Source organism: Pseudomonas costantinii (genome assembly GCF_001870435.1).
Classification (GTDB): Bacteria; Pseudomonadota; Gammaproteobacteria; order Pseudomonadales; family Pseudomonadaceae; genus Aquipseudomonas; species Aquipseudomonas costantinii.
The window spans coordinates 66,052-87,304 of the sequence record NZ_MDDR01000015.1; the positions used below are offsets into that span (position 1 = coordinate 66,052).

Consider the following 21,253-nt stretch of genomic DNA (forward strand, 5'->3'; position numbering starts at 1 on the left):
TATGCGCACCTCGTTGATCATCCCGACCCGCAACGCGTCCAGTCACCTGGCGCGACTGCTGCCGGCGCTGAAAATGCAGACCGTGCAACCGGACGAGATGCTGGTGGTCGACAGCGCCTCCAGCGATGACACCGTGGCGCGCTTTCGCGAATTCGGCGCCCGGGTCGAAGTAATCGACGCCCGCGACTTCAACCACGGTGGCACACGGCGCTGGGCCAGCGAACAGGTCGGCGGCGACGCGCTGATCGTGATGACCCAGGACGCGATTCCGGCGAATGCACACACCTTCGCCAACCTGATCGATGAGTTGCAGCTCGACCCGCTCAACGGTGTCGCCTACGGACGCCAGCTGCCCCACCCCGGCGCGGGTGTGCTGGGTGCGCAGTCACGGCACTTCAACTACCCGGCCCAAAGCCGCAGCAAAAGCCTGGCCGATGCCCCTGAGCTTGGGATCAAGACCTGCTTCAGTTCCGACTCCTTTTCCGTGTACCGGCGCAACGCCCTGGAAGCGGTGGGTGGTTTTCCGGCCGATGTGATCGGCAGCGAAGACGCCTACGTTGCCGCGCGCCTGCTGCTCGACGGCTACAAAGTGCGCTACGCCGCCACCGCCGAGGTTTATCACTCCCACGATTACGGCCTTATGGACGAGTTCCACCGCTACTTCGATATCGGTGTGTTCTATGGCCGTGAGCCCTGGATTCGCCAGGCGTTTGGTGATGCCGGCGGTGAAGGTAAACGTTATGTACTGGCCGAACTTCGGGCTCTGCGCGAAGCCGGTGCCTTGCACCGCACACCGGAAGTCGTGGTGCGCAGTGCCTTTAAATTGCTGGGCTATCGCCTCGGCCACCTTGAACGCTACCTGCCCAATTCGCTCAAGCAGCGCTTGGGTATGTTCTCCACCTACTGGACTTGAGCCGTCATGAAGACTACCAACCGACGTTCCCGTCTCACCCTGCTCAGCCTCCTGAGCGCCTCAATCTGGCTGGCCGGTTGCTCGACCCCTGCGCGGGTGCCGCTTCCTGACAACGATACGCTCAAGGCTGGTCACCAAGCGGCGCTGACGCTGGCCGATCTGCCGCCGGCCCAGGTGCTGATCCTGGCCGGCGACTCCTTGCGCATCGTACGTGATGCTCAGGAGCCGGCCGCCGCCGATGAAATGACGGTCTTCGTCGTGCGCCCTGACGGCGTGATCTCGATGCCCAATATCGGTCGGGTCAAGGCCGCATCGCGTACGCCCGAAGACCTGGGCAAGGAAATCACCGAGAAGTACAAACGCATCTACCGTGAGCCAACGGTGACGGTGAACATCGCCAGCGCGCCGAGCAATAAGGTATTTATCGGTGGTGCGGTGCCCAACCCGGCGTTTTTCGACCTCGCGGGCTCGGTCAGCGTGGAACAGGCGCTGCTCAGTTCCGGAGGTGTTTTGCCTTCGGCGGACAGTTCCAATATTGCCCTGATGCGCACAGGCGCCAACGGCAAATACAACATGTACTTCATCAGCCTGAGCGACATGCTCACCGACCCTAACCACCCACGGGTGCCATTGCAACGCGGCGATTTGATCTATGTGCCGCAGTCGAAGATCGGTGCAACAGTGGAAGCGGTGGATATGTATTTCACCCGGCTGTTTCCAATCAACAAAGGCATTGGTATTGGCCTGAACTACGACCTCAACAATCAGGGCGTGAAGAACAGCGGCAACACCACCAACACCAGCACCACCATCATCAACCCATGATCCTGGAGCCGGTTTTGTATGACTCGACCCTGTTCTTCCTATTTCGCGTTCAATACCTATTCAATGGAGTGATCCTGTGATCGAAATCCGCTCTCTACGCGACCTGCTGCGGTTGTTCTTTATCTTCCGCCGCGAATTCAAGCTGGCAGTGATCACCACCATCGTGGTCGCCGTGCTGGGTGCCTTCCTGTTGCCGGCTCGTTATGAGTCCGACGCGCGCTTGCTGGTCAAGCCAGGCCGGGATAACACCACGCTGCCAATCGAAGCCGCCAACCGTCAGACGCTGATTGCCCCGAGCACGCAGCACGACCCAATCGTCGATGAGGAGAAGATGCTCACCGGCCGGCCCATCGTGCATATCGTTGCCGAGCGCTACCTGGCCATGACGTCCGAACCGCCCGAAGGCTTTTGGGCCAACGTGAAGTTCTACGCCAAGAAAGCCGGGGACGCCGTGCTCGACGCCGGGCGCAGCGTGTTGCAGTTTGTCGGCCTGGCCGAGAAACAAAGCCCGCTGGAGCGCCTGGCGACCAAGCTGGAAAAGAACTTTGAGGCCAGCCACGAACCGGGCTCCTCGGTGATCGAAATCGCCTTCACGTGGGATGATCCGGCCATCGCGCAAAAAGTCGTCGAGACGTGGGTCAACGCTTACCTCGAAGAACGCGCGCGGATTCTCGGACGCAAGAGCCTGTACACCTTCTATGAAACCGAAGGCACCAAGGTTGCCGGAACGATCCAAGGCCTCAAGGACCAACTGCAAACCCGCTTGAAACAGATCGACTCGATCAGCGTTGACGCCCGCCTGAAAAACCTGACCAGCCAGATTGACCGTGTCACCGACGCCAAGGTCGGCGCGCAAAACCAACTGTCCGGGATTAGCAGCTTCCTGATCAACGCCAGCGAGCAGATCAAAAGTCAGCCAGCCGAAGTCGTCACGGCCCGCGAAGTCAGCCTCAATCCGACCCAGCTGGACCTCAAACGTCAACTCAATGCCTTGCAAGTGGAGCGTGCGCGACTGCTGCGAACTTACCTGCCAGGCACACCGCAGGTCAGCCAGATCGAGCAGAACATCCGCGACCTGGAAGCCTTGAGCGCCCAAGAGGCCACGCGCCTGGAACGCTCGCAGAACACCGCGCCCAACAGCCTGGTGATCAACGTTAAACAACAAATGATCGACGCCCAATTGCAACAACGCAAACTGATCGGGCAAATTGATAATTACGACAAGACGCTCACCGCCCTGCGTGCCGAACGCGACCGGGTGATGACCGAAGAGCCGGAGCTCAATCGCCTGACCCAACAACTGCGCACCGCCGAGAAAAGCTACGCGCTGTACTCGGAAAACCTTGAACAGGCGCGCATCGACCACGAACTGGACAGCAGCCAGATCAGCAACATCGCGTTGATCGAACACGCCACCTTGAACCCGGCGCGGGTGTTCCCGAAAAGCTTGCTGATTCTACTGTTCGCCATCCCGGCCGGTCTCGCCGTGGGCCTGCTGACCATCTACGTGCTGTACCTGTTGGACCAGCGCATCCACGACGGCGCACGGCTGCAAGAGTTCTTCCATGTGCCACTGTGGAGCAGCATCCCCGACGTGCATGACGCAACACCTGCTGCGCTGACCGCGAGTATCTATCGCTTGTACAGCCTGCTGCCCACCGACCGCATCGCCAGCGAGGGCTTTGCCCTGGGGCTGACTTCGGCGCGCCATGGTGAAGGCGTGACTTACATCATCGAGCAGTTGAAAAGCCTGCTGGTTGAACGCGGTCATAAGGTCACGGTCAATGGCGCACAAGCGCCGCAACCGGGCGAAGTACTGCTGCTGGACGCCTCTGCCCTGTCGTCCAACCCGCAGGCATTCCTGATCTTGCGCCGCGCCAACCAGATTGTGCTAGTGATCGAGGCCGGTACCAGCACCGTACCAACCATTGAGAACGCCCTGTCGCTGCTGACTACCGCGTTCGGCAAGGTCGACGGGATCATCCTCAACCGCCGCCGCTTTGAAGTGCCGGCCAATGTCCTGGCACGGATCAACAGCTGGCGCGGAGCGGCCTGATGCGGATTGCGCTGCTGGCACCGCTGCCGCCGGAACAAACCGGTATTGCCGACTACGCCGCGCACTTGTGCAACGCGTTGGTCGAGCTAGGCATTGAGGTGCTCACACCGCTCAAGGGCTGTCACGACCCGGCCGAGTTACAGCGCCAGTTGCATGCGTTTGACTGGAACAGCGTGGACCTGGTCCACGCTGAACTGGGCGGCGGACGCTTCGGCGAATTCCAGGCGCTGGACTACTTGCGCCAAGTGCATCCGCAGTTACCGTTGACCGCTACCGTACATGACCCGGAGCGGCTGATCTGGCGCCGGGCCAAGCTGTTTTTCCCGCTGACACTGCTCGAACGCCTGCCCCACCCGATGCCCCAAGCGGCGGCGTTACTGGCCGACCCGTTGACCCTGCATGAAGAACGGCGTGTGGCCAAACACATGCGCCGTCTGATCACCCTCACCCGGCTGGGCGGCGACTGCCTGCGTCAACGCATGAGGCTGCGGGCGGACCAAGTGGCGGTGATTGCCCATGGCAACCTGGCGATTGCGCCGGTGACATTGCCGCCTCTGGAACCCCTGAGGCTGCTGTATTTCGGTTTTATTTACCGTGGCAAAGGCATCGAGGATCTGCTTGAAGCCCTGTCGCGCGCCCTGTCGGCCAACCCACAATGCCGTGGTCAGGTGCGCCTGACCCTGGCCGGTGGTACAGCGCCGGAAATGACTTTCGATCCCGCCGGCAACTACCTCGATGGCTTGCGCGAACAGATCGCCGCGTTGCACCTCGGTGACGTGGTTGACTGGCAACTGGACCTGCCCTCGGCCGACATTCCGCGCACGATCCAGGATCACCATGTGATGGTGCTTCCTTACCGCGAATCAAAAAAACTCGGCTTTTTGGGGCAGATGCGCGGCACCAGCGGCGCCCTGTCCTGGGCCAATGCGTGCGGGCGTGGCGTGATTACTTCAAATGCACGGGCCTTCGCCGAAGAAGTGGCCGCCGGTAATGGCGTCACTTATCAGCAAGGTGATATCGACTCGCTGAGTGACGCCTTGAGCCGTTTGATGCTGGATCCGCAACAGGCTCGCCAATGGGCCGACCAAGCTGCTGAAATCGGCCGACAACGTCAGTGGCCCACTACCGCCCAACACTTTGTCGAGCTGTTCCAGGCCGTCTGCAAGGAACCTTCAAGATGAACACCCTACCCCTTCGCCCGTTGTTGCGTTACCTGCCGCTGGTGGTCGCCCTGGCCGTCGGCAGCGCATTGTTGCTGAGTGAAAAGGTCGACGCCGAGCCGGTAAACCTTGCACCTCAGCGCACCGTGGTATGGAAGGACTTCCTGGGGGTAAACGCGCATTTCCTGTGGTTCAAGCCAGAGCAGTACCGCAAGCAAATCAACCAGTATCAGAAGCTGGGGTTGGACTGGGTGCGGGTCGACTTGCATTGGGATCGCCTGGAGCCCAAGGAAGAAGACTATCAACTCAGCACTTTCGACGAGTTGGACAAAACCCTGACGGCCGAAAAGATCCGCTCGGTGTTCTACCTGGTGGGGTCGGCGCCATTTGTAACCACCGCGCCCAAGGGGGCGCCATTCCAGGACCAATACCGGCCCCGGGACGCCAACGTGTATGCCCTGCGCCTGGCCATGCTTGCCCAGCGCTACCCGCATATCGACGCTTGGCAGGTGTGGAACGAGCAGAACTTGCCCAACAACTGGCGCCCTGAAGTGAATGCCAAGGAGTACGCACAGCTACTCTTGGCCAGCCATCAGGCGCTGAATATCGCCGCGCCGGGCAAGGTCCAGGTAATGGGCGGCATGGCGTATTACAGCCAGATGCCGCCCCGTGGCAAAACCCTGATGTTCGAAGCGCTGGGCGCACTTGGGGTACAAACCCTGGGAATGGTCGCGGCGTATCACCCTTACTCGATGACGCCGGAAACCGATGAGCCAGGCAAAAACGAAGTGCTGCTGCGGGGCGACCAACTCAATGCAATCCTGCACAACGCCGGGGTCAAGGACGTATGGGCCACCGAGTGGGGCTGGTCCAGCTATGCCGGGCCCAAAGAGCTGCAGGACCTGATCGGCATCGATGGCCAGGCCGACTACACCCTACGGCGCCTGGCGCTGATGGCGTCCCAGGACTACCAGAAAATCTTCCTGTTCGCCCTCTCGGACCTGGATGAGCGAGCCTCTGCGCGGGACCAGCACTACGGCTTGCTGGACCTCAATGGCGAGCCGAAACCGGTATACACCGCCCTTGCGCGATTCCTGGAAATCACCGGCCCACGCCTCACACCCGGCACCACACCGACACTGCGGGATGTTCCAAAGAACTTGTACAGCGTCGCGTGGACCCGCGACGACGGTAAACACTTGTTGATGTACTGGAGCGCCAACGGCACGAACATCACCCTGCCCGAGGTACACAACGCCGAACTGATTGACCCGTTGACCGGCGCCAGGCAAACCTTTGACGATGGCAACGGCATCCGCCCACCGGTCAAACCAACGTTGCAGATACTCGTGTGGTAATGCATTCAGGCATGGAGAGCAGTACGTGAGAATCCTGTGGATTGTGCCTTATCTGCCGTGGCCCATGACGAGCGGCGGCAAGACCCGGCAATACCATTTGCTGCGCACGCTGAGCGAGCGCGGGCATCGCATTACCCTGTTGGTGCAATCGAAAACCGAGGCCGATGCGGCCGTACACAGAGCACTTGAACCGCTGCTGGAGCGGCTGATCGTCGTGCCCCGTCGCCCGCTGAAACACCCCCTGACCCTGCTTGGCGGCGTGTTTGCGCCCTGGCCGTTGTTAACCACGGTCAATGGCCTGTCAGCACCGTTGCGCCAGCGTTTTGATGAGTTGTTGAGTGAGTCCTGGGACATTATTCAGGTTGAGCACAGCTACAGCCTGCAGCCGTACCTCAAGGCCTTGCAACAACAGTCCCGCGATTTCGTGCTCACCGAGCACAACCTTGAGTCCAGCCTGGGCGGTGCTACCTATGACCGCTTCCCCGCGTGGGCCAGCCTGTTTGTACGCTACGATCAATGGCGCTGCGAACAATGGGAGCGTAAGGCGTTTGATGCCGCCAGCCATGTGGTTGCCGTGACACAAACCGATGCCCAAGCCATGCGCCAAGTCACTTCGACGCCGGTCAGCGTGGTGGTCAACGGTGTCGACAGCCGCGGCTTCGCCGAGGTGAGCGCCGACCCGCAAAGCCTGCGCCTGTTGTTTGTCGGCAACTATGAATACGCCCCCAACCTCGACGCCGTGCACTGGTTGCTCGACGAGATTTTCCCCCGTGTGTGGCTGCAATACCCCACCGCCCGCCTGGCCGTCGCCGGCTACGGCTTGCCTGAAGAATGGCGCAATCGTTGGCCCGACGAGCGCATCGACTGGCAGGGGTTTGTACCTGACTTGACGGCGTTGCAAGGCCGCTGCGCGGGGTTTGTCGCAGCACTGCGCCATGGCGGCGGCTCCAAACTCAAAGTGCTGGAAGCCATGGCCGCAGGGTTGCCGTTGGCCAGCACCGCCCAAGGCGTATCGGGACTGGCCATTCGTGCCGACCAGCACTACCTGGCCGGCGAAAGTACCGAAGCCTTGGCCAATGCCATCGTTCGCTTGCTGGATCAACCGGTTCTGGCTCGGCAGTTGGCTGACACCGCCCGCGAGTACGCACGCAATTTCCACGACTGGGCGGTGGCCGGTAACGAACTGGAGCAGATCTACCAGACCTTGCCCACCCATCAGGAGCGTCCAGCATGCGCGTAGCCGTGGATTACCGCCCCGCGACCGTCGCGCCTTCGTCGGGGATTGCGCGTCAGGTCAAGGCTCTCGAGCAAGCGCTACGTGAGCGCGACGACACCGAAGTGGTGCTGTTCAGTGAAGCGCCGCTGGATCACCCTCAGCGCGAAACCGCCGTTTGCCCCCCATGGGCCAGCCCGCTAGATGGCCTGCAACGGCCCCAGGTGCGGCTGCGGTTCGAACGTAAATTCTTGCCTCGGGCGCTCCACGAACAGCGCATCGACCTGTACATCGCCACCGCCAACATGGGCTTACCCCTGGGCCGAAAACCGGCAGGCACCCGCTATGTGCTAATCCTGCACGACCTGTTTCAACTGACCCAACGCAACTTTCACCGCTCCAAAATCAAGGCCCTGGCTTACCGCTTGATCGACGGCGCATCGATCGTCTGGTCCGTATGGCAAGCAGATCGGGTCTGGTGCCCATCGCAATTTTCCTGCAACGAAGCGAGGCGGCTGTTTCCCTGGGCTCGCGCCAAGTTTCGCGTGCTGTACAACCTTGTACCTGAATTCACTGAGGCACCTGAGCCTCTGCCCGTCGGCTTGCCAACGCGCTATTGGCTGGTGGTGGGCACACGCGAGCCACGCAAGAACATGGAGCTCTTCCTCACACAGTGGCAAGCCAGTCGCGCCAAGAACCCGAACGTACCGGACCTGGTACTGGTGGGGCATGCCAGCGACGTGCCCGACGCACTCGGCGGGTTAGACGGCCTGCATTGGCGTAGCGGTTTGTCCGACGGCCAGCTACAGGCACTCTATCGTCACGCCGCGTGCCTGTGGCAGCCTTCTTACGCCGAAGGCTTTGGCCTGCCGGTGGTGGAGGCACTGAGTGTCGGCACCCCCGTAGCGGTCGCGAGGGGCTCAGCCCTTGACGAAGTAGCGCCGCCTACTGCCCCGCACTTTGACCCATACGATGGCGGGCAACTGCAGGCCGTCATGCTGTCATTGGCAGAACCTGGCACCACGATCGACCCCGAACCGCAACGCACGTGGGCCAGGCAGTTTGCCGAACCGGCTTATCGCCTGAATCTGGACACTTTGCTCAAGGAATTGACCCCCTAATGCTGCCAGGAAAACTCGTAAGTCTGCTTCTGGGCCTGGTCTTCGGTGGATTGCTGCTGGCACTGCCGCCGATGAAGGTCTTGATGGTTGTCGCCGGGCTCGCCGTGGCCTTGACGCTGATCCGCAACCCGTTGTGGGGCCTGTTGATCTTTGCGGTATTGGCCACCAGCATTCCCTACACCACTCTGCAACTGGGCATCCGCACCACCATCAGCGAGGCGGTGCTGGGGCTGACCTGGGTCGGGGTATTCTGGCAGTCGTTCATCGGCAAGACCCGAGGCTTCCTGCTCTGGCGCCCAACTGAGCGGGCCCTGATGTGGTTGATGCTGTTCAGCACCATTCCGTTTGTCTGGGGCATGATCATCATCCACGCCGAGGGCAGTGGACCGGTCAACTGGGTGCGATGGCTGATGAACCTGTCATTGCTGTTTATCGTGCCGCTCCTGCTGCGTACCGATGCCGACCGGGACAAGGTGGTCATCGCCCTGCTGCTGGGCAACTTGGCAATGCTGTTGCTGTCGATCTTCATGTTTATCAAGACCCGCAACGCCATGTCGATGATCCAGATCCTCACTGACCTCAAGTACGCTCACCCGGAAGCGGTCAAAGACATCTTCTCCGCCAACTACAAGCGCATGGCATCACCTTGGGTCCACCCGAACTTGACGGGCGGCGTACTGGTGCTGTTTATCCCGCTGGCACTGTTCTATGGCTGGACCCGCACAGGCTGGCGACGCGCCCTGGGCCTGGCGGTGGCGGTGCTGGGTTGTGCCGGATTGCTGCTGAGTATTTCTCGCGGAGCGATTGTCGCGCTGGCGCTGGTGTTGATCTGGCTGACCTACAAACGCGTGCCCAACAGTGGCCGGATCATCGGCATCGGCGTGGCCTTTGCGGTAGCGTTGGTGATGTTCTACCCCCCGCTACAAGACCGGTTGATGACAATTTTCTCGACCACCAACGCCAGTACCGAAGTTCGCTTTGACGAATACGCCAAGTTCCCTCAAGCGATGGCCCAGTACCCTCTGGGTATCGGTTTCAAAATCGACCCGCCAGTGCCGGGTACAGGCCTGGTAGGGATCTCCAACCTGTGGCTGAACTTCATCTACAAAATCGGTATTCCGGGGATGCTGCTGTTCATCACCGTCACTGTGTTGTGGTGGCGTGAAGTGCGACCGCTAGGCCGGGTATACAAGGTCACCGCCGACAATGCGCTGTGGCTGGGTTGCGTATGCGGCGTGATGGCAGCGCTGCTGACCGGGATTTTCGACCACTACTTCAGCTTCACTTTTGTATTGATCGCGCTGTTTTGGCTGTTGATGGGCATCAGCCTGCAACAAGTTCGCCTGAACCCGACCGTGACCACATCTCTATCAGCGCCCAAGGATAACCAAGCATGAAACACCGGACCCTGCACTCCCCCGACTTGCGTGACAGGCTGCCCTCCCTGGCTAATGAACTAGGTGTAAGCCTGGAAGACTTGCAGGAAGCGCTGGACTGGAGCCTGGCCAACGAGGTTATTTTTGAAGAGGGTGACGGCGAGGCCAAACGCTTCTGGATAAGCGCCATCGACATCGAACCGCGTATCGAACAACCGGTGGCGCGCCGGCTGTTTCATCGACTGAAACAGGATGTCCCGGCAAAGTTCATCCCTATCTACGGCAAGAACTGGGAAACCCTCAAGGACCGCTGGCAAAGCGCCTGGGATATGGCCTACAACATCGTGATCAACAAGATCCCCAGCCACCATATCCGTGTCGGCTGGCTGCGCCTGGGCGGCGCAAAGATCGGCAAGGGCTCCAGCCTGTGGCGCAACACCGAGGTGCTGGGCATCCATAACCTGGTGGTCGGCGACGACACCGTGATTGGTTGGCATTGCCAAGTGGACGCCCGCGCCGGCCTGGTGATTGGCAACCACGTAGCCATTGCTTCCCACGTGCTGATCATTGCCGGTAGCCATGACTTGCAGGCGCCGGAGTTCTGGTCGATTTCCGGTGCGATCTACATCGAGGACTACGTGTGGATCGGCAGCCGCGCGCTCATTGGTTTCGGTACGCGCCTGGGCTACGGCTCGGTGGTAACGGCCAATACCGTGGTCGGTAAAGTCGTCGCACCCTATAAAATCGTCGGGGGGACCGGCGCCAAGACCATGGGCGAGCGCGCCCACGACCTGAACTACAAGGTGGGTGGCAAGGGCCTGTTCACCCTGTTTCATTAATGTTTGGCAGCACGCTGTGGCTGACCGTGGCGACGCTCGCCGGGCTGGTGGCCGGCTTTGCCCGCGAGTGGCTGCTGGTGGCGGCCTGGGGCGCGGGCAGTCGCAGCGATGGGTTTCTGGTCGCCGTGTTTCTGCCCGAAGCCTTGCGCATGACCCTGGCCGCAGGCCTGCTCGCGGCCGCAGCCCTGCCCCTCTATCAACAACGCGACCCACAACGCCAACAAGCATGGTTGGCCAGCCTGTCGCCGCGCCTGCTCGGCGTGGGCCTGGCGCTCTATGCGTTGCTGGCGCTAGGCGCGCCGCTGTGGGTGCGGCTGATCGGCCCGGGCCTGGATCCCGCCGCCCAGGCCCAGGCGACTGAAAACCTGCGCTGGCTCGCCGCGTGCGCGCCGGGGTTGGTGATGCACAGCTTGTTCAGTATTCCACTGCAGGCTCGCCAGCGCTTTGTGCTGCCGGGCCTGGGCTCGCTGTTGTTCAACCTGCCGCCGGTGCTGTACCTGTTTAGCCGTGGGACCTCCAGCGACAGCGCCGAACTGGCGATGAGCTTTTTTGCCGGCAGCGTCCTGATGTGCTTGCCGCTGCTGGTGCCGGTCTGGTCCTTCGGCTGGCGCCCCTGGCAGGTCAGGGGCGATGCATCGGCCGGGCGCGAATTACTCGCTCGCATCGGCCCGCTATTGGCCAGTAACGTCGCCAGCCAGGGCTTGGCGTTACTCGAGCGGTTGATCGCCAGTTACTTGGGAGAAGGTGCGGTCACCTGGGTCAACCTCGCACGCAAACTGATCAATTTGCCGTTGATTGCGCTGATGAGCCTCAACCAGGTGCTACTGGGGTTGATGAGCGGCGAACAAGGCCAACAACGCCTGGCCCTGCTGCGCCGAGGCCTGGACGCCGCCACCCTGCTGAGCCTGCCCGCCGCCCTCGGGCTGATCGGCGCCAGCCCGGTGTTGATTCATCTGCTGATGCCGGCGCAAAGTGCCGACGGCCCGTTGCCCGCGCTGCTCGGCTGGTTCGCCACACCGCTGGTATTCGGCGCCTGGAACGCCATGCTCGCACGCTACGCCTACGCCAGCGGTGACACACGCCTGCCCCTGCGGTGCGAACTGCTGGGCAGCGTGATCAACGCCGCATTATTGGTGTTGCTGCCGTACTTTTTTGGCCTGCCGGGTATCGCACTGGCAGCATTGGGCGGGGTCATCGTCACCAACCTGCTGCTGATGCAACGTCAGCAGTTGCTGGGGCAGCTGGGCTGGCCATTGCAATGGGGGCTGAGCGTGGTATTGCTGGGCTTCGCGGCACTCATATTGCACCCGCTGCACAATGATGGCTGGCAACTGGGTTTGAGTACCCTGACTGGAGCGCTGGTATTGGGCGGGTTGGCCTGGTGGTTCAAGCCGTGGAAACAGTGAGGTCTGTAAACCCAGGGGTTATCGCTGCGGGAGCCGGCAAGCCAGCTCCTGCGCGGGCTCAATCATCCAGTTGTTGAGCAGCAGCAGCCGGCTTGGTTGTCTTGCCCGCTTTAGCCGCGCCCTTGCTGGGAGCAGGCTCTGGAGCAACAGGCGCTGCGGTCTCTTTTTCGGCCGTAGGCAGCGTGTCGACAACACCAAAGAATTCCTTCAGATCAAGCGTGTCCGGTGGCACGGTCTTCTCGAGTTTCTTCTCGCCATCCTTGCCGACCAGAATCACTTTGGTGCCACTACCGGCGCCCAGTTTGAGGGCACGGATCAGCGCATTGGTTTCAGGTGGCGTGAGCTTCTTGTTGTCTTTCGCGTCTTTGGCGAACTTCTCCCCTTCCGCACCGATACTGCCGAACTTCACGGTGTAGAACACCATGTTACGTTCTTCAAAAGACTGCTTGTTGGCAGGCTCGTCCAGTTGCTTCTTGAGAGTCGCCAATGCTTCATTGCCGGAATCAAGTTCCACGACCACCAGCGGGCGGGACTTGCCAAAGTCTTGCTTGAGCGGGTTGATATCCTCAGCGGCCAACAGCGGCCCCGTAAAAGCCATCAAGGTAGCCAGGGTCAGCGACCGGATGAGCATGCGCACCTCCTTTGAATTCCATGCAGGGTTCTTGAGTTTCATGTGTGCGACAGTCAAATTCAAGGATGATTCCTACACCACGTTAAGAAAGCGTAGGCCAGGACGCCCGCTACGCAAGGGGTTCGGTAGGTTCAACCGTCATTGTTTCTTCTGATTGCGGAAACATTACGAGACCTCCCACTCCGGCCAATGCCTGGCAAACACGGGCGCCACAACAGGATCGGTATCCACCTGCACCAAGGTCTGGGCAAAGCCTGGAGCCAAGGCGCTCAGCACCTCCCGCGCATCGTCCCAACGCGACACTGCCGCCGCCATGATGCCCAGTGCATTCGGCGCATTGTTCGAGGCGAACAACTGGTCGGCAAACTGATCGGCGAAGACCACCCAGGCCTGATGCAGATAACGACGGGTGCCGGTGACCAATTGCGCCTGCACCGCCTCATCGGCGTTGCCCAGCCAACGTTGCGGATAGTCGATGATGCCGATCGCCGAGTAGCAATTGGCAGCGATGTACAACAGGCCTCGCAGGATCTGCGCGCGGTTGCCGGCCAGTAGATCGGAGGCAGGAAACTCCAGGCCCAGGTGGATCAGGATGGCGGCGCTTTCGGTCAGCACCTGGCCATCGGGCGTCACCAGGGTGGGGATCTGTTTGAGCGGGTTAATGCGTGCCAGGGCTTCGCTGCCCTCGCCGTCTTGCCAGGAACTGGCATCCACCCGATGCCACGGCACCGCGCAGCGCTGCAGGGCAATTTCGATCATGCAGGAGCCGGACTCATCAATGCCGTAAAGCGTGTACATGGGCTTTCCTCCTTATCGCAGCAGTTTGGCCTGCAAGTTGGCCTTCACTTGCGGCCATTCCGAATCGATGATGCTGAAGCGCACCGAGTTGCGCTTGCGCCCGTCGGGCATGATGCGTTCGTGGCGCACGATGCCTTCTTGCACGGCACCGAGGCGCAGGATCGCAGCGCGAGATTTTTCGTTGAGTTCGTCGGTGGTGAATTGCACCCGCACGCAGTCGAGGACTTCGAAGGCGTAGGTCAGCAGCAACAGTTTGGCTTCGGTGTTGACTGCAGATTTTTGCGTCGATTGCGCCAGGAAAGTGTGGCCGATTTCGAGCTTGCGATTGACCCGGTCGACCTTCCAGAAGCGCGTGCTACCAACCACCTGGCCGCTGTCCCGTCGCACGATGGCGAACGGAATCATGGTGCCGGCTTCACGCCCTGAGAGGGCGATGTCGAGGTATTTGTCGACAGTTTCGGGGCCAGGCACGTGGGTGACTTTGAGGTTCCATAGCTCACCGTCGGCGGCGGCCTCGACCAGAGCGGCCGCATGTTCACGCTGCAGAGGCTGGAGTTCGACCGTGGTACCGGTCAGGGTAATGGGGAGTTGGGTCATGGAGAGCAGCGCCGTCTGGGGTCATCATGAGAGAGCAAGAGTGCAGGCTCTGACTATGCCTCGGCAAGCGTTTTAGAACAGGCCCATTTGCCCGCCGACCAGGGTAGCGAAATCGTCATTCACGAACGGCAGAATCGCATCGGCCACCGGCTGCAATTGCCGAGTGACGTAGTGGTCGTAGTCGATCGGCGCCTGTCTCACCTCCAACGGTTCGGGACCGTTAACGGTGATCACGTAGCTGATCCAGCCGCCGCGCTGATACTGACGCGGGCGACCCAGGCGGTCGTTGTACTCATCTGCCAGGCGTGCCGCGCGCACATGAGGCGGGACATTGCGTTCGTAGTCGCCCAATTGGCGGCGCAGTCGCTTACGGTAGATCAGCAGCTCGTCGAGTTCGCCGCTCAATGTGCGGCGTACGTAGTCGCGTATGTAGTCCTGATGCGGCTGACGGTGAAAGATGCGCTGATAGAGTTCCTGCTGGAATTGCCGAGCCAGGGGCGACCAGTCGCTGCGTACGGTTTCCAGGCCTTTGTAGACCATTTCTTCGCGGCCATCGCCACGGACGACCAGGCCGGCGTAACGCTTTTTACTGCCCTCCTCCGCACCGCGAATGGTCGGCATCAGGAAGCGGCTGAAGTGCGTTTCGTATTGCAGTTCCAAAGCACTTTGCAGGCCAAACTCGTTGAGCAAATGCGCACGCCACCAGTCGTTGACATGTTGCACCAGCGCCTGGCCGATGCGGCTGGCATCCTCCTGGGAGTGTGCACTGCCGAGCCAGACGAAAGTGGAGTCGGTGTCGCCGTAAATCACCTCATAACCCTTGGCCTCAACCAGCTCACGGGTTTGGCGCATGATCTGATGCCCACGCAGAGTGATCGAGGACGCCAGCCGGGTGTCGAAGAACCGACAACCACTGGAACCGAGTACACCGTAGAAGGCGTTCATGATGATTTTCAGGGCTTGGGACAGCGGCGCGTTGTGTTCGCGCTTGGCGGCTTCACGGCCTTCGGAGACGCGGGTGACGATGGATGGCAGGCAATGCCGGGTTCGAGAGAAGCGCGCACCGCGAAAGCCTTCCACCGACACGCTGTCATCGGGGTGTTTGAGGCCTTCGATCAGGCCCACCGGGTCAATCAGGAAACTGCGGATGATTGACGGGTAAAGGCTTTTGTAATCCAGCACCAACACCGATTCGTAGAGACCTGGGCGTGAATCCATGACGAAGCCACCGGGGCTGGCCTGGGGCGGTTTGTCTCCCAGGTTCGGCGCGACGAAGCCTTGGCGGTGCATCAATGGCATGTACAAGTGGGTGAAGGCCGCAACGGAGCCGCCATTGCGATCAGCCGGCAGCCCGGTGACGCTGGCCCGCTCCAGCAAAAACTTGAGCAGGTCGGTCTTCTCGAAAATCCGCGTGACCAGCTCGCAGTCCTTGAGGTTGTAGCGCGCCAGGGCGGGCTTGTCCTCGGCGAACATGCGGTTGATTTCGTCCATGCGCTGGTACGGCGTGGAGATGTCCTTGCCTTCGCCGAGCAAGGTCTGCGCGACGTTTTCCAAGCTGAAGGATTCAAAGCTCCAAGTAGCCGAACGCAGGGCTTCGATACCATCAATGATCAGCCGCCCCGCCGCCGCCGCAAAGTAATGATTGCGGCTGCCGTGCTCACGCCAAGCCATGGCTTCACCGCCACGGCCCAACAGCAGCGGCACGTTGAGGCGTTGCGCATGTTCGTGCAATACACGCAGGTCGAACTGCACCAGGTTCCAGCCGATGATCGCATCGGGGTCATGGGTGGCGAGCCACTGGTTTAGGCGTTCGAGCAGTTGGGCGCGGGTGTCGCAGTAGTCGAGCTTGAAGTCGACTGCGTCGGTCTTGTTTGGTGGACCGAGCATGTACACCTGGCGCTCGCCACAGCCTTCGAGGGCAATGGAATAGAGATCGCCTTGGGCGGTGGTCTCGATGTCGAGGGACACCAGTTTCAGCGGCGGGCGATAGTCCGGCGCAGGTTTCATTTGGGCGTCGAGCAGCGTGCCACTGGCGTCGGGCGTGCCGCCAAACCACACGGGAGCCGTGATAAAACGCTCCATCATGTAGCGCTCGGGCGGGCGCACATCGCCTTCATAGACATCAACGCCGGCGGCGCGCAGGCGTTTTTCCAGGTCCATCAGTTGGCGATGTTGGCGGGTGTAGAGGCCCAGGACCGGACGGTGATGGAAATCGCACAGCTGCAGCGGGCGCAACTCAATATCGCGCTCGCCCTTGAGCAGCCAATCCAATGGCTTGCGATAGGCCTCGGGAATAAACATCACCGAGGTTTGCACAGGTAGCCGGATACACCGGGGGCCAAGGTCTGTAGCCAACCAGAAACTGACCTCCGTACCCGCCGGGGTGTCGCGCCAATGCCGGGTCAGGACGAAACCCTGCTGTAAATCCACCGTACCGCACCTCAGGAATCGCTTTCAGGGTGCGATTCTACTCGGCATCCAGCCAAACGCAGCAGGTTAACGTGTAATCCAACCACATAGGCGCTCCGCTCCTCATCGGGTCAGCGCATTTGCGCATCGCTGGCTCGCCACTAGACTCAGTGGCTTCACTCACAAGGAAGTCTCATCGATGAATGTATCTCGCTCCCTGCGTCAGGCTATCGTCCTGGCCGCGCTCCTGTCTGCCGGCAACCTTACCGCCTACGCTGCCGAAATCCCGCTGTCCAAATCCCTTGAGGCCGATGAAGTGACCACCAAGGTGCTGTCGGTAGATGCCGCCAATCACCAAGTGGTGCTTGCAGGTGCCCAGGGTAATCCTGTGCATGTGCAGCTCAGCGATGAAGCCAAGGACTTGGGCAACCTCAAGGTTGGCGACCAGGTGAAGGTGCTGACCACCCACTCTGTCGCCGCTGTGCTCGATACCGACGTGGACAAAAGTCCCCCGGACGCCAGCGAAAAAACCGGTGTGATTCGCGCCACTGCCGATAATCCGAACCCCGGTGGTGCTGCCTTCCGCCAGGTGCAGGTGCAATTGAAGATCACCCATATCGACCTGAAGAAAAACCAGGTCACCCTGGAAAACCCAACCGGCGCCAAGAAAGTGCTGGACGTTGAAAAACCGGAGATCCGTGCCGGGCTCAAAGACCTCAAGGTTGGGCAGAGTGTACTGGTGACCTTTACCGATACGCTGGAAATCACCACGGCTCACGAAGGCTGACAGCAGTGAGGACGGGCATCAACAATGATGCCCGTTTGGGTCAGGCTCGACGGGCCTGGCTCAGATAGGTTTCGATGTTGTTCATTTGATCATCCCACCCACGGGAATTCATCTTGAAGGCTTTCTGGCGGCGAGCCTCGGGGACTGCATCAAAACCGGACTCGACTACCCGCAGCAGAATACCCGGCGCGCGATCTTCAACGATGAACTCCACCAGAGTCGGCGTTTCCTTGTCGTAGTCGACGCCCTTCTCGACCGCATAAGGATGCCACCTGAAAGAGAACAGCATTTGCGGCAAGACGCGTTCGATCTTGGCCTTCCAGACCACATGTTCGTAGCCGGGGTAAGTAATCGGCGCCTCGATGATTTCCCCAGAGACAAACGTTTTGCCCTTGAGAGCGATGCCGAACCAACTGCCGAACTGCTCGGCGTCTGTCAGTGCGTCCCAGACCTGTTTGCGTGAAGCATTGAGCAGGACTTTTCGTTCGATGCGATCTAATACGTGCATAAGTCACCTCCTCCATTGACACTAGGCGACATCGACCAATGCGCAACCTTGGGTTGTGCGCGATGATGACCCCGTCCTTGACCAGGCAATATGTTATGACCGAGCCACTGAATGGAAGTTGCTTCTGCAAAGGCGTGCGCTATCAAGTGGACAGCCTGGATATGCCTATCAGCCACTGCCACTGCGACAGCTGCCGCAAAGTGCATGCAGCGGCGTTCGTGGCCACGGCCGGCGTAATGCGCGAGCACTTTCGCTGGACCCAGGGTGAGGCGCTGTTGTCGTCCTTTGAATCTTCGCCAGGCAAATTCAGGCATTTCTGCTCGCGTTGCGGCTCACATCTGATAGCGGAGCGTGGGCATCAGCCGCATGTGATTGTGCGAGTGGCGACGCTGGATGATGATCCGGGCGTCAGGCCCACTTCGCACATCTGGACGGCCCATGATGTGCCGTGGCTGGCTCATGAGGGCGTGGAGCAATGGGAAGAGTGGAAGGCCTGATTTAAACGTGCGGATCGCCTGGCGCTTTGGCCGGCGTCGCATATTGCGGCTTCAGGTGACCTTCCTGGTCGAGTAACCAGGCGTCCATTATCTGCCGAACCACAGGGCCTGCTACACGGCCACCGGCCTCACCGTTTTCGATCATCACCGAAATCACGATCGTCGGATGTTCAGCCGGCGCGAAGCCGACGAACAAGGCGTTATCACGATGGCGCTCCAGGGTCTTGTTACGGTTGTAACGCTCACCCTGCTTGATCGCGACCACCTGCGCCGTACCACTCTTGCCGGCAATCCGATATTGAGCGCCGAGCGCCGCTGCACGGGCAATACCGCGTGGGTCATGCATCACCAGTTGCATACCGTGGTTGACCTGCTCCCAATCACGCGGGTCCTTGAGGACCACGTTGGGCATTGGGTGTTCATCCACAGGTGGCACGCCGTTGATGGTCTTGGCCAGATGCGGCCGGTTCCACACGCCTTTGTTGGCAATCAACGCCGTAGCCTGAGCCAACTGCAGCGGCGTTACCTGCATGTAGCCCTGGCCGATACCGAGGATAACTGTTTCGCCCGGGAACCAGGGCTGGCGTCGTGTCGCGCGCTTCCAGGCCTGAGATGGCATCAGGCCAGCCGACTCCTCGAACATGTCGAGCGAGACTTTCTGGCCGAGACCGAATTCGGCCAGGTAGTCGTGCAAGCGGTCGATGCCGAGCTTGTGAGCAAGGTCGTAAAAGTAGGTGTCGTTGGATCGCATGATGGCTGCGTCCATGTCCACCCAGCCATCGCCGCTGTGGTTCCAGTTGCGATATTTGTGGTCAAAGTCGGGCAACTGGTAGTAACCAGGATCGAACACACGGGTTTGAGCGGTCACTACGCCACTGTCGAGGCCAGCGATGGCCACTTCCGGTTTGATCGTCGAACCGGGCGCATAGAGCCCACGCAGTACGCGGTTGAACAGCGGACGGTCGATGGAATCGTGCAGCGCAGCGTATTCCTTGAAGCTGATGCCGGTGACGAACAGGTTCGGGTCGAAACTCGGCTTACTGACCATGGCCAGCACTTCGCCGGTTTGCGGGTCGAGCGCCACCACCGAGCCACGGCGGTCGCCCAAGGCCTCTTCCGCGGCTTCCTGGAGTTTGACATCGAGGCTCAGGACGATATTTTTGCCAGGGATCGGGTCTGTGTGCTTGAGCACGCGCAGCACGCGCCCCTGGGCATTGGTCTCGACCTCTTCATAACCGACGTGGCCGTGCAGTTCGGACTCGTAGAAACGCTCGATACCGGTCTTGCCAATGGACTGGGTACCGCGGTACTCCACCGAATCGAGGGCCTTGGATTCTTTTTCGTTGATTCGACCGACGTAGCCGATCGAGTGCGCGAAGTGCGCGCCCAGCGGGTAATGGCGGACGAATTGTGGCTCGACGTCCACGCCTGGCAGGCGAAATTCGTTAACCGCCAAAACGGCAATCTGTTCTTCGGTCAGCTCGTAAAACAGCGTGACGGGGACGAACGGGTGGCGGGCCTGCTTCAGCGCCTTGTCGAACACGGCCCGGTCTTCGGCGGGCAAGTGCAGCAGGTTGACGATGGCGTCCAGCTCGCCCTTGAGGTCAGTGGTGCGCTCGCGGGTGATGATCAGGTTGTAGCTCGGGCGGTTGTCAGCCAACACCACGCCGTTGCGGTCATAGATCAACCCCCGGGTCGGCGTAATAGGCAGTACATGGACACGATTATTTTCAGAAATCGTGGAGTGATAGTCGAACTGCACCACCTGCAGGAAATACATGCGACCCACCAGGGCGCAAGTAATGCCGATCACCAACAGCGCGCAGGCGAGCAGCCGCTTGTTGACCAGACGGTTTTCGTTTTCGTGATCTTTGATCGGTATCGGTTCAGGCATTTCTACAGCATCTCGTTGAAGAAGGTCGACGCCGCGTCCTGCGGGTGAAAGATCAATCTTTGTGAAAATGTGCTGCACCATACCAAAAATGCAGAAACACTTTGCATCGATTTCCCCAACGGCATGCTGTTTTGTCTGGAGAGAGCGGATTTAGGCCCCAGAAAAGCTTCCAAACCGGATGTGCCGTACTCCCGGCCAATACCTGAATGTTTAGGCGCGCGGCTCATGGGCCACGGTGTTGATCAGTACGCGGCCGATTTCGATGCGAGCGGCCAACGCTTTGGCTTTGCTGGATTCTGAAGACAGAATATAGGCTTGGAGACGCGATGCTCAGAGCTTCATCGTCGTCTTCGTAGATGATGATCGACAAAACCGGACCAAAGACTTCCTCAGGGCGATAGTCATTTGGTTAGTGAGACGACTGAGGTCGGACTGCTTATCCTGCAAACTTAACGATCTTACTAAGCAGCAATCCACTCTAGATAAGCGTATAGCTGGGCTACAGACTAGCCTTGCGAGTAAATATGCGGCAATGGACTCTCTCGTTGCTCAGCTGCGCCAACAGAGCATTCCTATGCTAGGAACACTTAAGCTCTGAACAACAAATCAAGCAACGACGCAAAGCCAATCAACCAGCTCTCGTGGCTGGTGGTGATTAAGGGAGGCGTTTGGATTGGCGGGTGCTTTCAGGTAATACGCGACGCGAAGAGTTCGGAGCTTCGGCTAGTTCGCGTCGTCGTTAGTGCCTAACACTTTTCGACCGCCCAAAACAAAACCCCTGTCTGCGTTAGCAAACAGGGGTTTCGGAATTTAATCTTGACGATGACCTACTCTCACATGGGGAAACCCCACACTACCATCGGCG

19 protein-coding genes are annotated in these 21,253 nt (G+C 60.2%); 12 read left to right on the top strand and 7 right to left on the bottom strand.

What is annotated here, in order from left to right:
* Position 1: 1 nt before the first annotated feature.
* The 10 genes from BFL40_RS08295 (at position 2) to BFL40_RS08340 (ending at position 12,267) form a co-directional block, all read left to right on the top strand.
* Complete coding sequence (locus BFL40_RS08295) at positions 2-913, top strand: glycosyltransferase family 2 protein (RefSeq protein WP_071483506.1); 912 nt, start codon at positions 2-4, stop codon at positions 911-913.
* Between the two features lie 6 nt (positions 914-919).
* On the top strand, positions 920-1,738 hold the full coding sequence (locus BFL40_RS08300) for a polysaccharide biosynthesis/export family protein (protein ID WP_071483507.1): 819 nt from the start codon (positions 920-922) through the stop codon (positions 1,736-1,738).
* Positions 1,739-1,814: 76 nt separating this feature from the next.
* The gene (locus BFL40_RS08305) at positions 1,815-3,794 is read left to right on the top strand and encodes a GumC family protein (RefSeq protein ID WP_071483508.1); all 1,980 of its coding nucleotides are present in this window, start codon (positions 1,815-1,817) and stop codon (positions 3,792-3,794) included.
* Positions 3,794-4,975 (top strand): glycosyltransferase, encoded by a 1,182-nt coding sequence (locus BFL40_RS08310; protein ID WP_071483509.1) that lies wholly within the window; start codon positions 3,794-3,796, stop codon positions 4,973-4,975. The genes BFL40_RS08305 and BFL40_RS08310 overlap by 1 nt, the downstream gene beginning before the upstream one ends.
* Positions 4,972-6,312 (top strand): glycoside hydrolase 5 family protein, encoded by a 1,341-nt coding sequence (locus BFL40_RS08315; protein WP_071483510.1) that lies wholly within the window; start codon positions 4,972-4,974, stop codon positions 6,310-6,312. Before BFL40_RS08310 ends, BFL40_RS08315 begins: the two co-directional genes overlap by 4 nt.
* 25 nt (positions 6,313-6,337) lie before the next feature.
* Entirely contained in the window at positions 6,338-7,552 is a 1,215-nt protein-coding gene (locus tag BFL40_RS08320; protein WP_071483511.1) for a glycosyltransferase family 4 protein, read from the top strand.
* Positions 7,543-8,646 (top strand): glycosyltransferase family 4 protein, encoded by a 1,104-nt coding sequence (locus tag BFL40_RS08325; RefSeq protein WP_071483512.1) that lies wholly within the window; start codon positions 7,543-7,545, stop codon positions 8,644-8,646. The genes BFL40_RS08320 and BFL40_RS08325 overlap by 10 nt, the downstream gene beginning before the upstream one ends.
* Positions 8,646-10,043 carry an O-antigen ligase family protein gene (locus BFL40_RS08330; protein ID WP_071483513.1) on the top strand — a complete coding sequence of 466 codons (1,398 nt, stop codon included), beginning with the start codon at positions 8,646-8,648 and terminating at the stop codon, positions 10,041-10,043. The genes BFL40_RS08325 and BFL40_RS08330 overlap by 1 nt, the downstream gene beginning before the upstream one ends.
* Positions 10,040-10,861 (top strand): acyltransferase, encoded by an 822-nt coding sequence (locus tag BFL40_RS08335; protein ID WP_071483514.1) that lies wholly within the window; start codon positions 10,040-10,042, stop codon positions 10,859-10,861. The genes BFL40_RS08330 and BFL40_RS08335 overlap by 4 nt, the downstream gene beginning before the upstream one ends.
* A complete protein-coding gene (locus BFL40_RS08340) occupies positions 10,861-12,267 on the top strand; it encodes an oligosaccharide flippase family protein (RefSeq protein ID WP_071483515.1) in 1,407 nt (468 codons plus the stop codon). Before BFL40_RS08335 ends, BFL40_RS08340 begins: the two co-directional genes overlap by 1 nt.
* 58 nt (positions 12,268-12,325) lie before the next feature.
* On the opposite strand, the gene BFL40_RS08345 is transcribed toward BFL40_RS08340, so the two are convergent.
* The 4 genes from BFL40_RS08345 to BFL40_RS08360 form a co-directional block, all read right to left on the bottom strand.
* Complete coding sequence (locus tag BFL40_RS08345; protein WP_071483516.1) at positions 12,326-12,898, bottom strand: DUF4174 domain-containing protein; 573 nt, start codon at positions 12,896-12,898, stop codon at positions 12,326-12,328.
* Between the two features lie 165 nt (positions 12,899-13,063).
* The gene (locus tag BFL40_RS08350; protein ID WP_071483517.1) at positions 13,064-13,696 is read right to left on the bottom strand and encodes a glutathione S-transferase N-terminal domain-containing protein; all 633 of its coding nucleotides are present in this window, start codon (positions 13,694-13,696) and stop codon (positions 13,064-13,066) included.
* A 12-nt stretch (positions 13,697-13,708) separates the two neighbouring features.
* On the bottom strand, positions 13,709-14,293 hold the full coding sequence (locus BFL40_RS08355) for a GNAT family N-acetyltransferase (RefSeq protein WP_071483518.1): 585 nt from the start codon (positions 14,291-14,293) through the stop codon (positions 13,709-13,711).
* A gap of 72 nt (positions 14,294-14,365) precedes the next feature.
* Positions 14,366-16,723: a DNA polymerase II gene (locus tag BFL40_RS08360; protein ID WP_071483519.1), complete on the bottom strand. Its 2,358-nt coding sequence runs from the start codon at positions 16,721-16,723 to the stop codon at positions 14,366-14,368.
* Positions 16,724-16,901: 178 nt separating this feature from the next.
* On the opposite strand from BFL40_RS08360, the gene BFL40_RS08365 reads away from it, so the two are divergent.
* Positions 16,902-17,489, top strand: a complete 588-nt coding sequence (locus BFL40_RS08365; RefSeq protein WP_071483520.1) for a hypothetical protein — start codon at positions 16,902-16,904, stop codon at positions 17,487-17,489.
* 40 nt (positions 17,490-17,529) lie between these two features.
* On the opposite strand, the gene BFL40_RS08370 is transcribed toward BFL40_RS08365, so the two are convergent.
* A complete protein-coding gene (locus tag BFL40_RS08370) occupies positions 17,530-17,997 on the bottom strand; it encodes an SRPBCC family protein (protein ID WP_071483521.1) in 468 nt (155 codons plus the stop codon).
* Between the two features lie 95 nt (positions 17,998-18,092).
* Here BFL40_RS08370 and BFL40_RS08375 point away from each other — a divergent pair, with 95 nt between their 5' ends.
* Positions 18,093-18,494: a GFA family protein gene (locus BFL40_RS08375; RefSeq protein WP_071483522.1), complete on the top strand. Its 402-nt coding sequence runs from the start codon at positions 18,093-18,095 to the stop codon at positions 18,492-18,494.
* 1 nt (position 18,495) lies between these two features.
* On the opposite strand, the gene mrdA is transcribed toward BFL40_RS08375, so the two are convergent.
* Both mrdA and BFL40_RS34445 read right to left on the bottom strand, forming a co-directional pair.
* On the bottom strand, positions 18,496-20,388 hold the full coding sequence (mrdA, locus tag BFL40_RS08380) for a penicillin-binding protein 2 (protein ID WP_071483523.1): 1,893 nt from the start codon (positions 20,386-20,388) through the stop codon (positions 18,496-18,498).
* Between the two features lie 223 nt (positions 20,389-20,611).
* Entirely contained in the window at positions 20,612-20,758 is a 147-nt protein-coding gene (locus tag BFL40_RS34445) for a hypothetical protein (RefSeq protein WP_235864751.1), read from the bottom strand.
* Positions 20,759-21,253 lie beyond the last annotated feature (495 nt).

Excerpts from the sequence above, each read along its gene's own strand:
- BFL40_RS08350 (WP_071483517.1), bottom strand. The coding sequence starts at position 13,696 with ATGTACACGCTTTACGGCATTGATGAGTCCGGCTCCTGCATGATCGAA.
- BFL40_RS08315 (WP_071483510.1), top strand. The coding sequence starts at position 4,972 with ATGAACACCCTACCCCTTCGCCCGTTGTTGCGTTACCTGCCGCTGGTG.
- BFL40_RS08365 (WP_071483520.1), top strand. The coding sequence starts at position 16,902 with ATGAATGTATCTCGCTCCCTGCGTCAGGCTATCGTCCTGGCCGCGCTC.
- BFL40_RS08335 (WP_071483514.1), top strand. The coding sequence starts at position 10,040 with ATGAAACACCGGACCCTGCACTCCCCCGACTTGCGTGACAGGCTGCCC.
- BFL40_RS08345 (WP_071483516.1), bottom strand. The coding sequence starts at position 12,898 with ATGCTCATCCGGTCGCTGACCCTGGCTACCTTGATGGCTTTTACGGGG.
- BFL40_RS08340 (WP_071483515.1), top strand. The coding sequence starts at position 10,861 with ATGTTTGGCAGCACGCTGTGGCTGACCGTGGCGACGCTCGCCGGGCTG.
- BFL40_RS08310 (WP_071483509.1), top strand. The coding sequence starts at position 3,794 with ATGCGGATTGCGCTGCTGGCACCGCTGCCGCCGGAACAAACCGGTATT.
- BFL40_RS08295 (WP_071483506.1), top strand. The coding sequence starts at position 2 with ATGCGCACCTCGTTGATCATCCCGACCCGCAACGCGTCCAGTCACCTG.
- BFL40_RS08325 (WP_071483512.1), top strand. The coding sequence starts at position 7,543 with ATGCGCGTAGCCGTGGATTACCGCCCCGCGACCGTCGCGCCTTCGTCG.
- mrdA (WP_071483523.1), bottom strand. The coding sequence starts at position 20,388 with ATGCCTGAACCGATACCGATCAAAGATCACGAAAACGAAAACCGTCTG.
- BFL40_RS08300 (WP_071483507.1), top strand. The coding sequence starts at position 920 with ATGAAGACTACCAACCGACGTTCCCGTCTCACCCTGCTCAGCCTCCTG.
- BFL40_RS08355 (WP_071483518.1), bottom strand. The coding sequence starts at position 14,293 with ATGACCCAACTCCCCATTACCCTGACCGGTACCACGGTCGAACTCCAG.
- BFL40_RS08375 (WP_071483522.1), top strand. The coding sequence starts at position 18,093 with ATGACCGAGCCACTGAATGGAAGTTGCTTCTGCAAAGGCGTGCGCTAT.
- BFL40_RS08370 (WP_071483521.1), bottom strand. The coding sequence starts at position 17,997 with ATGCACGTATTAGATCGCATCGAACGAAAAGTCCTGCTCAATGCTTCA.
- BFL40_RS08330 (WP_071483513.1), top strand. The coding sequence starts at position 8,646 with ATGCTGCCAGGAAAACTCGTAAGTCTGCTTCTGGGCCTGGTCTTCGGT.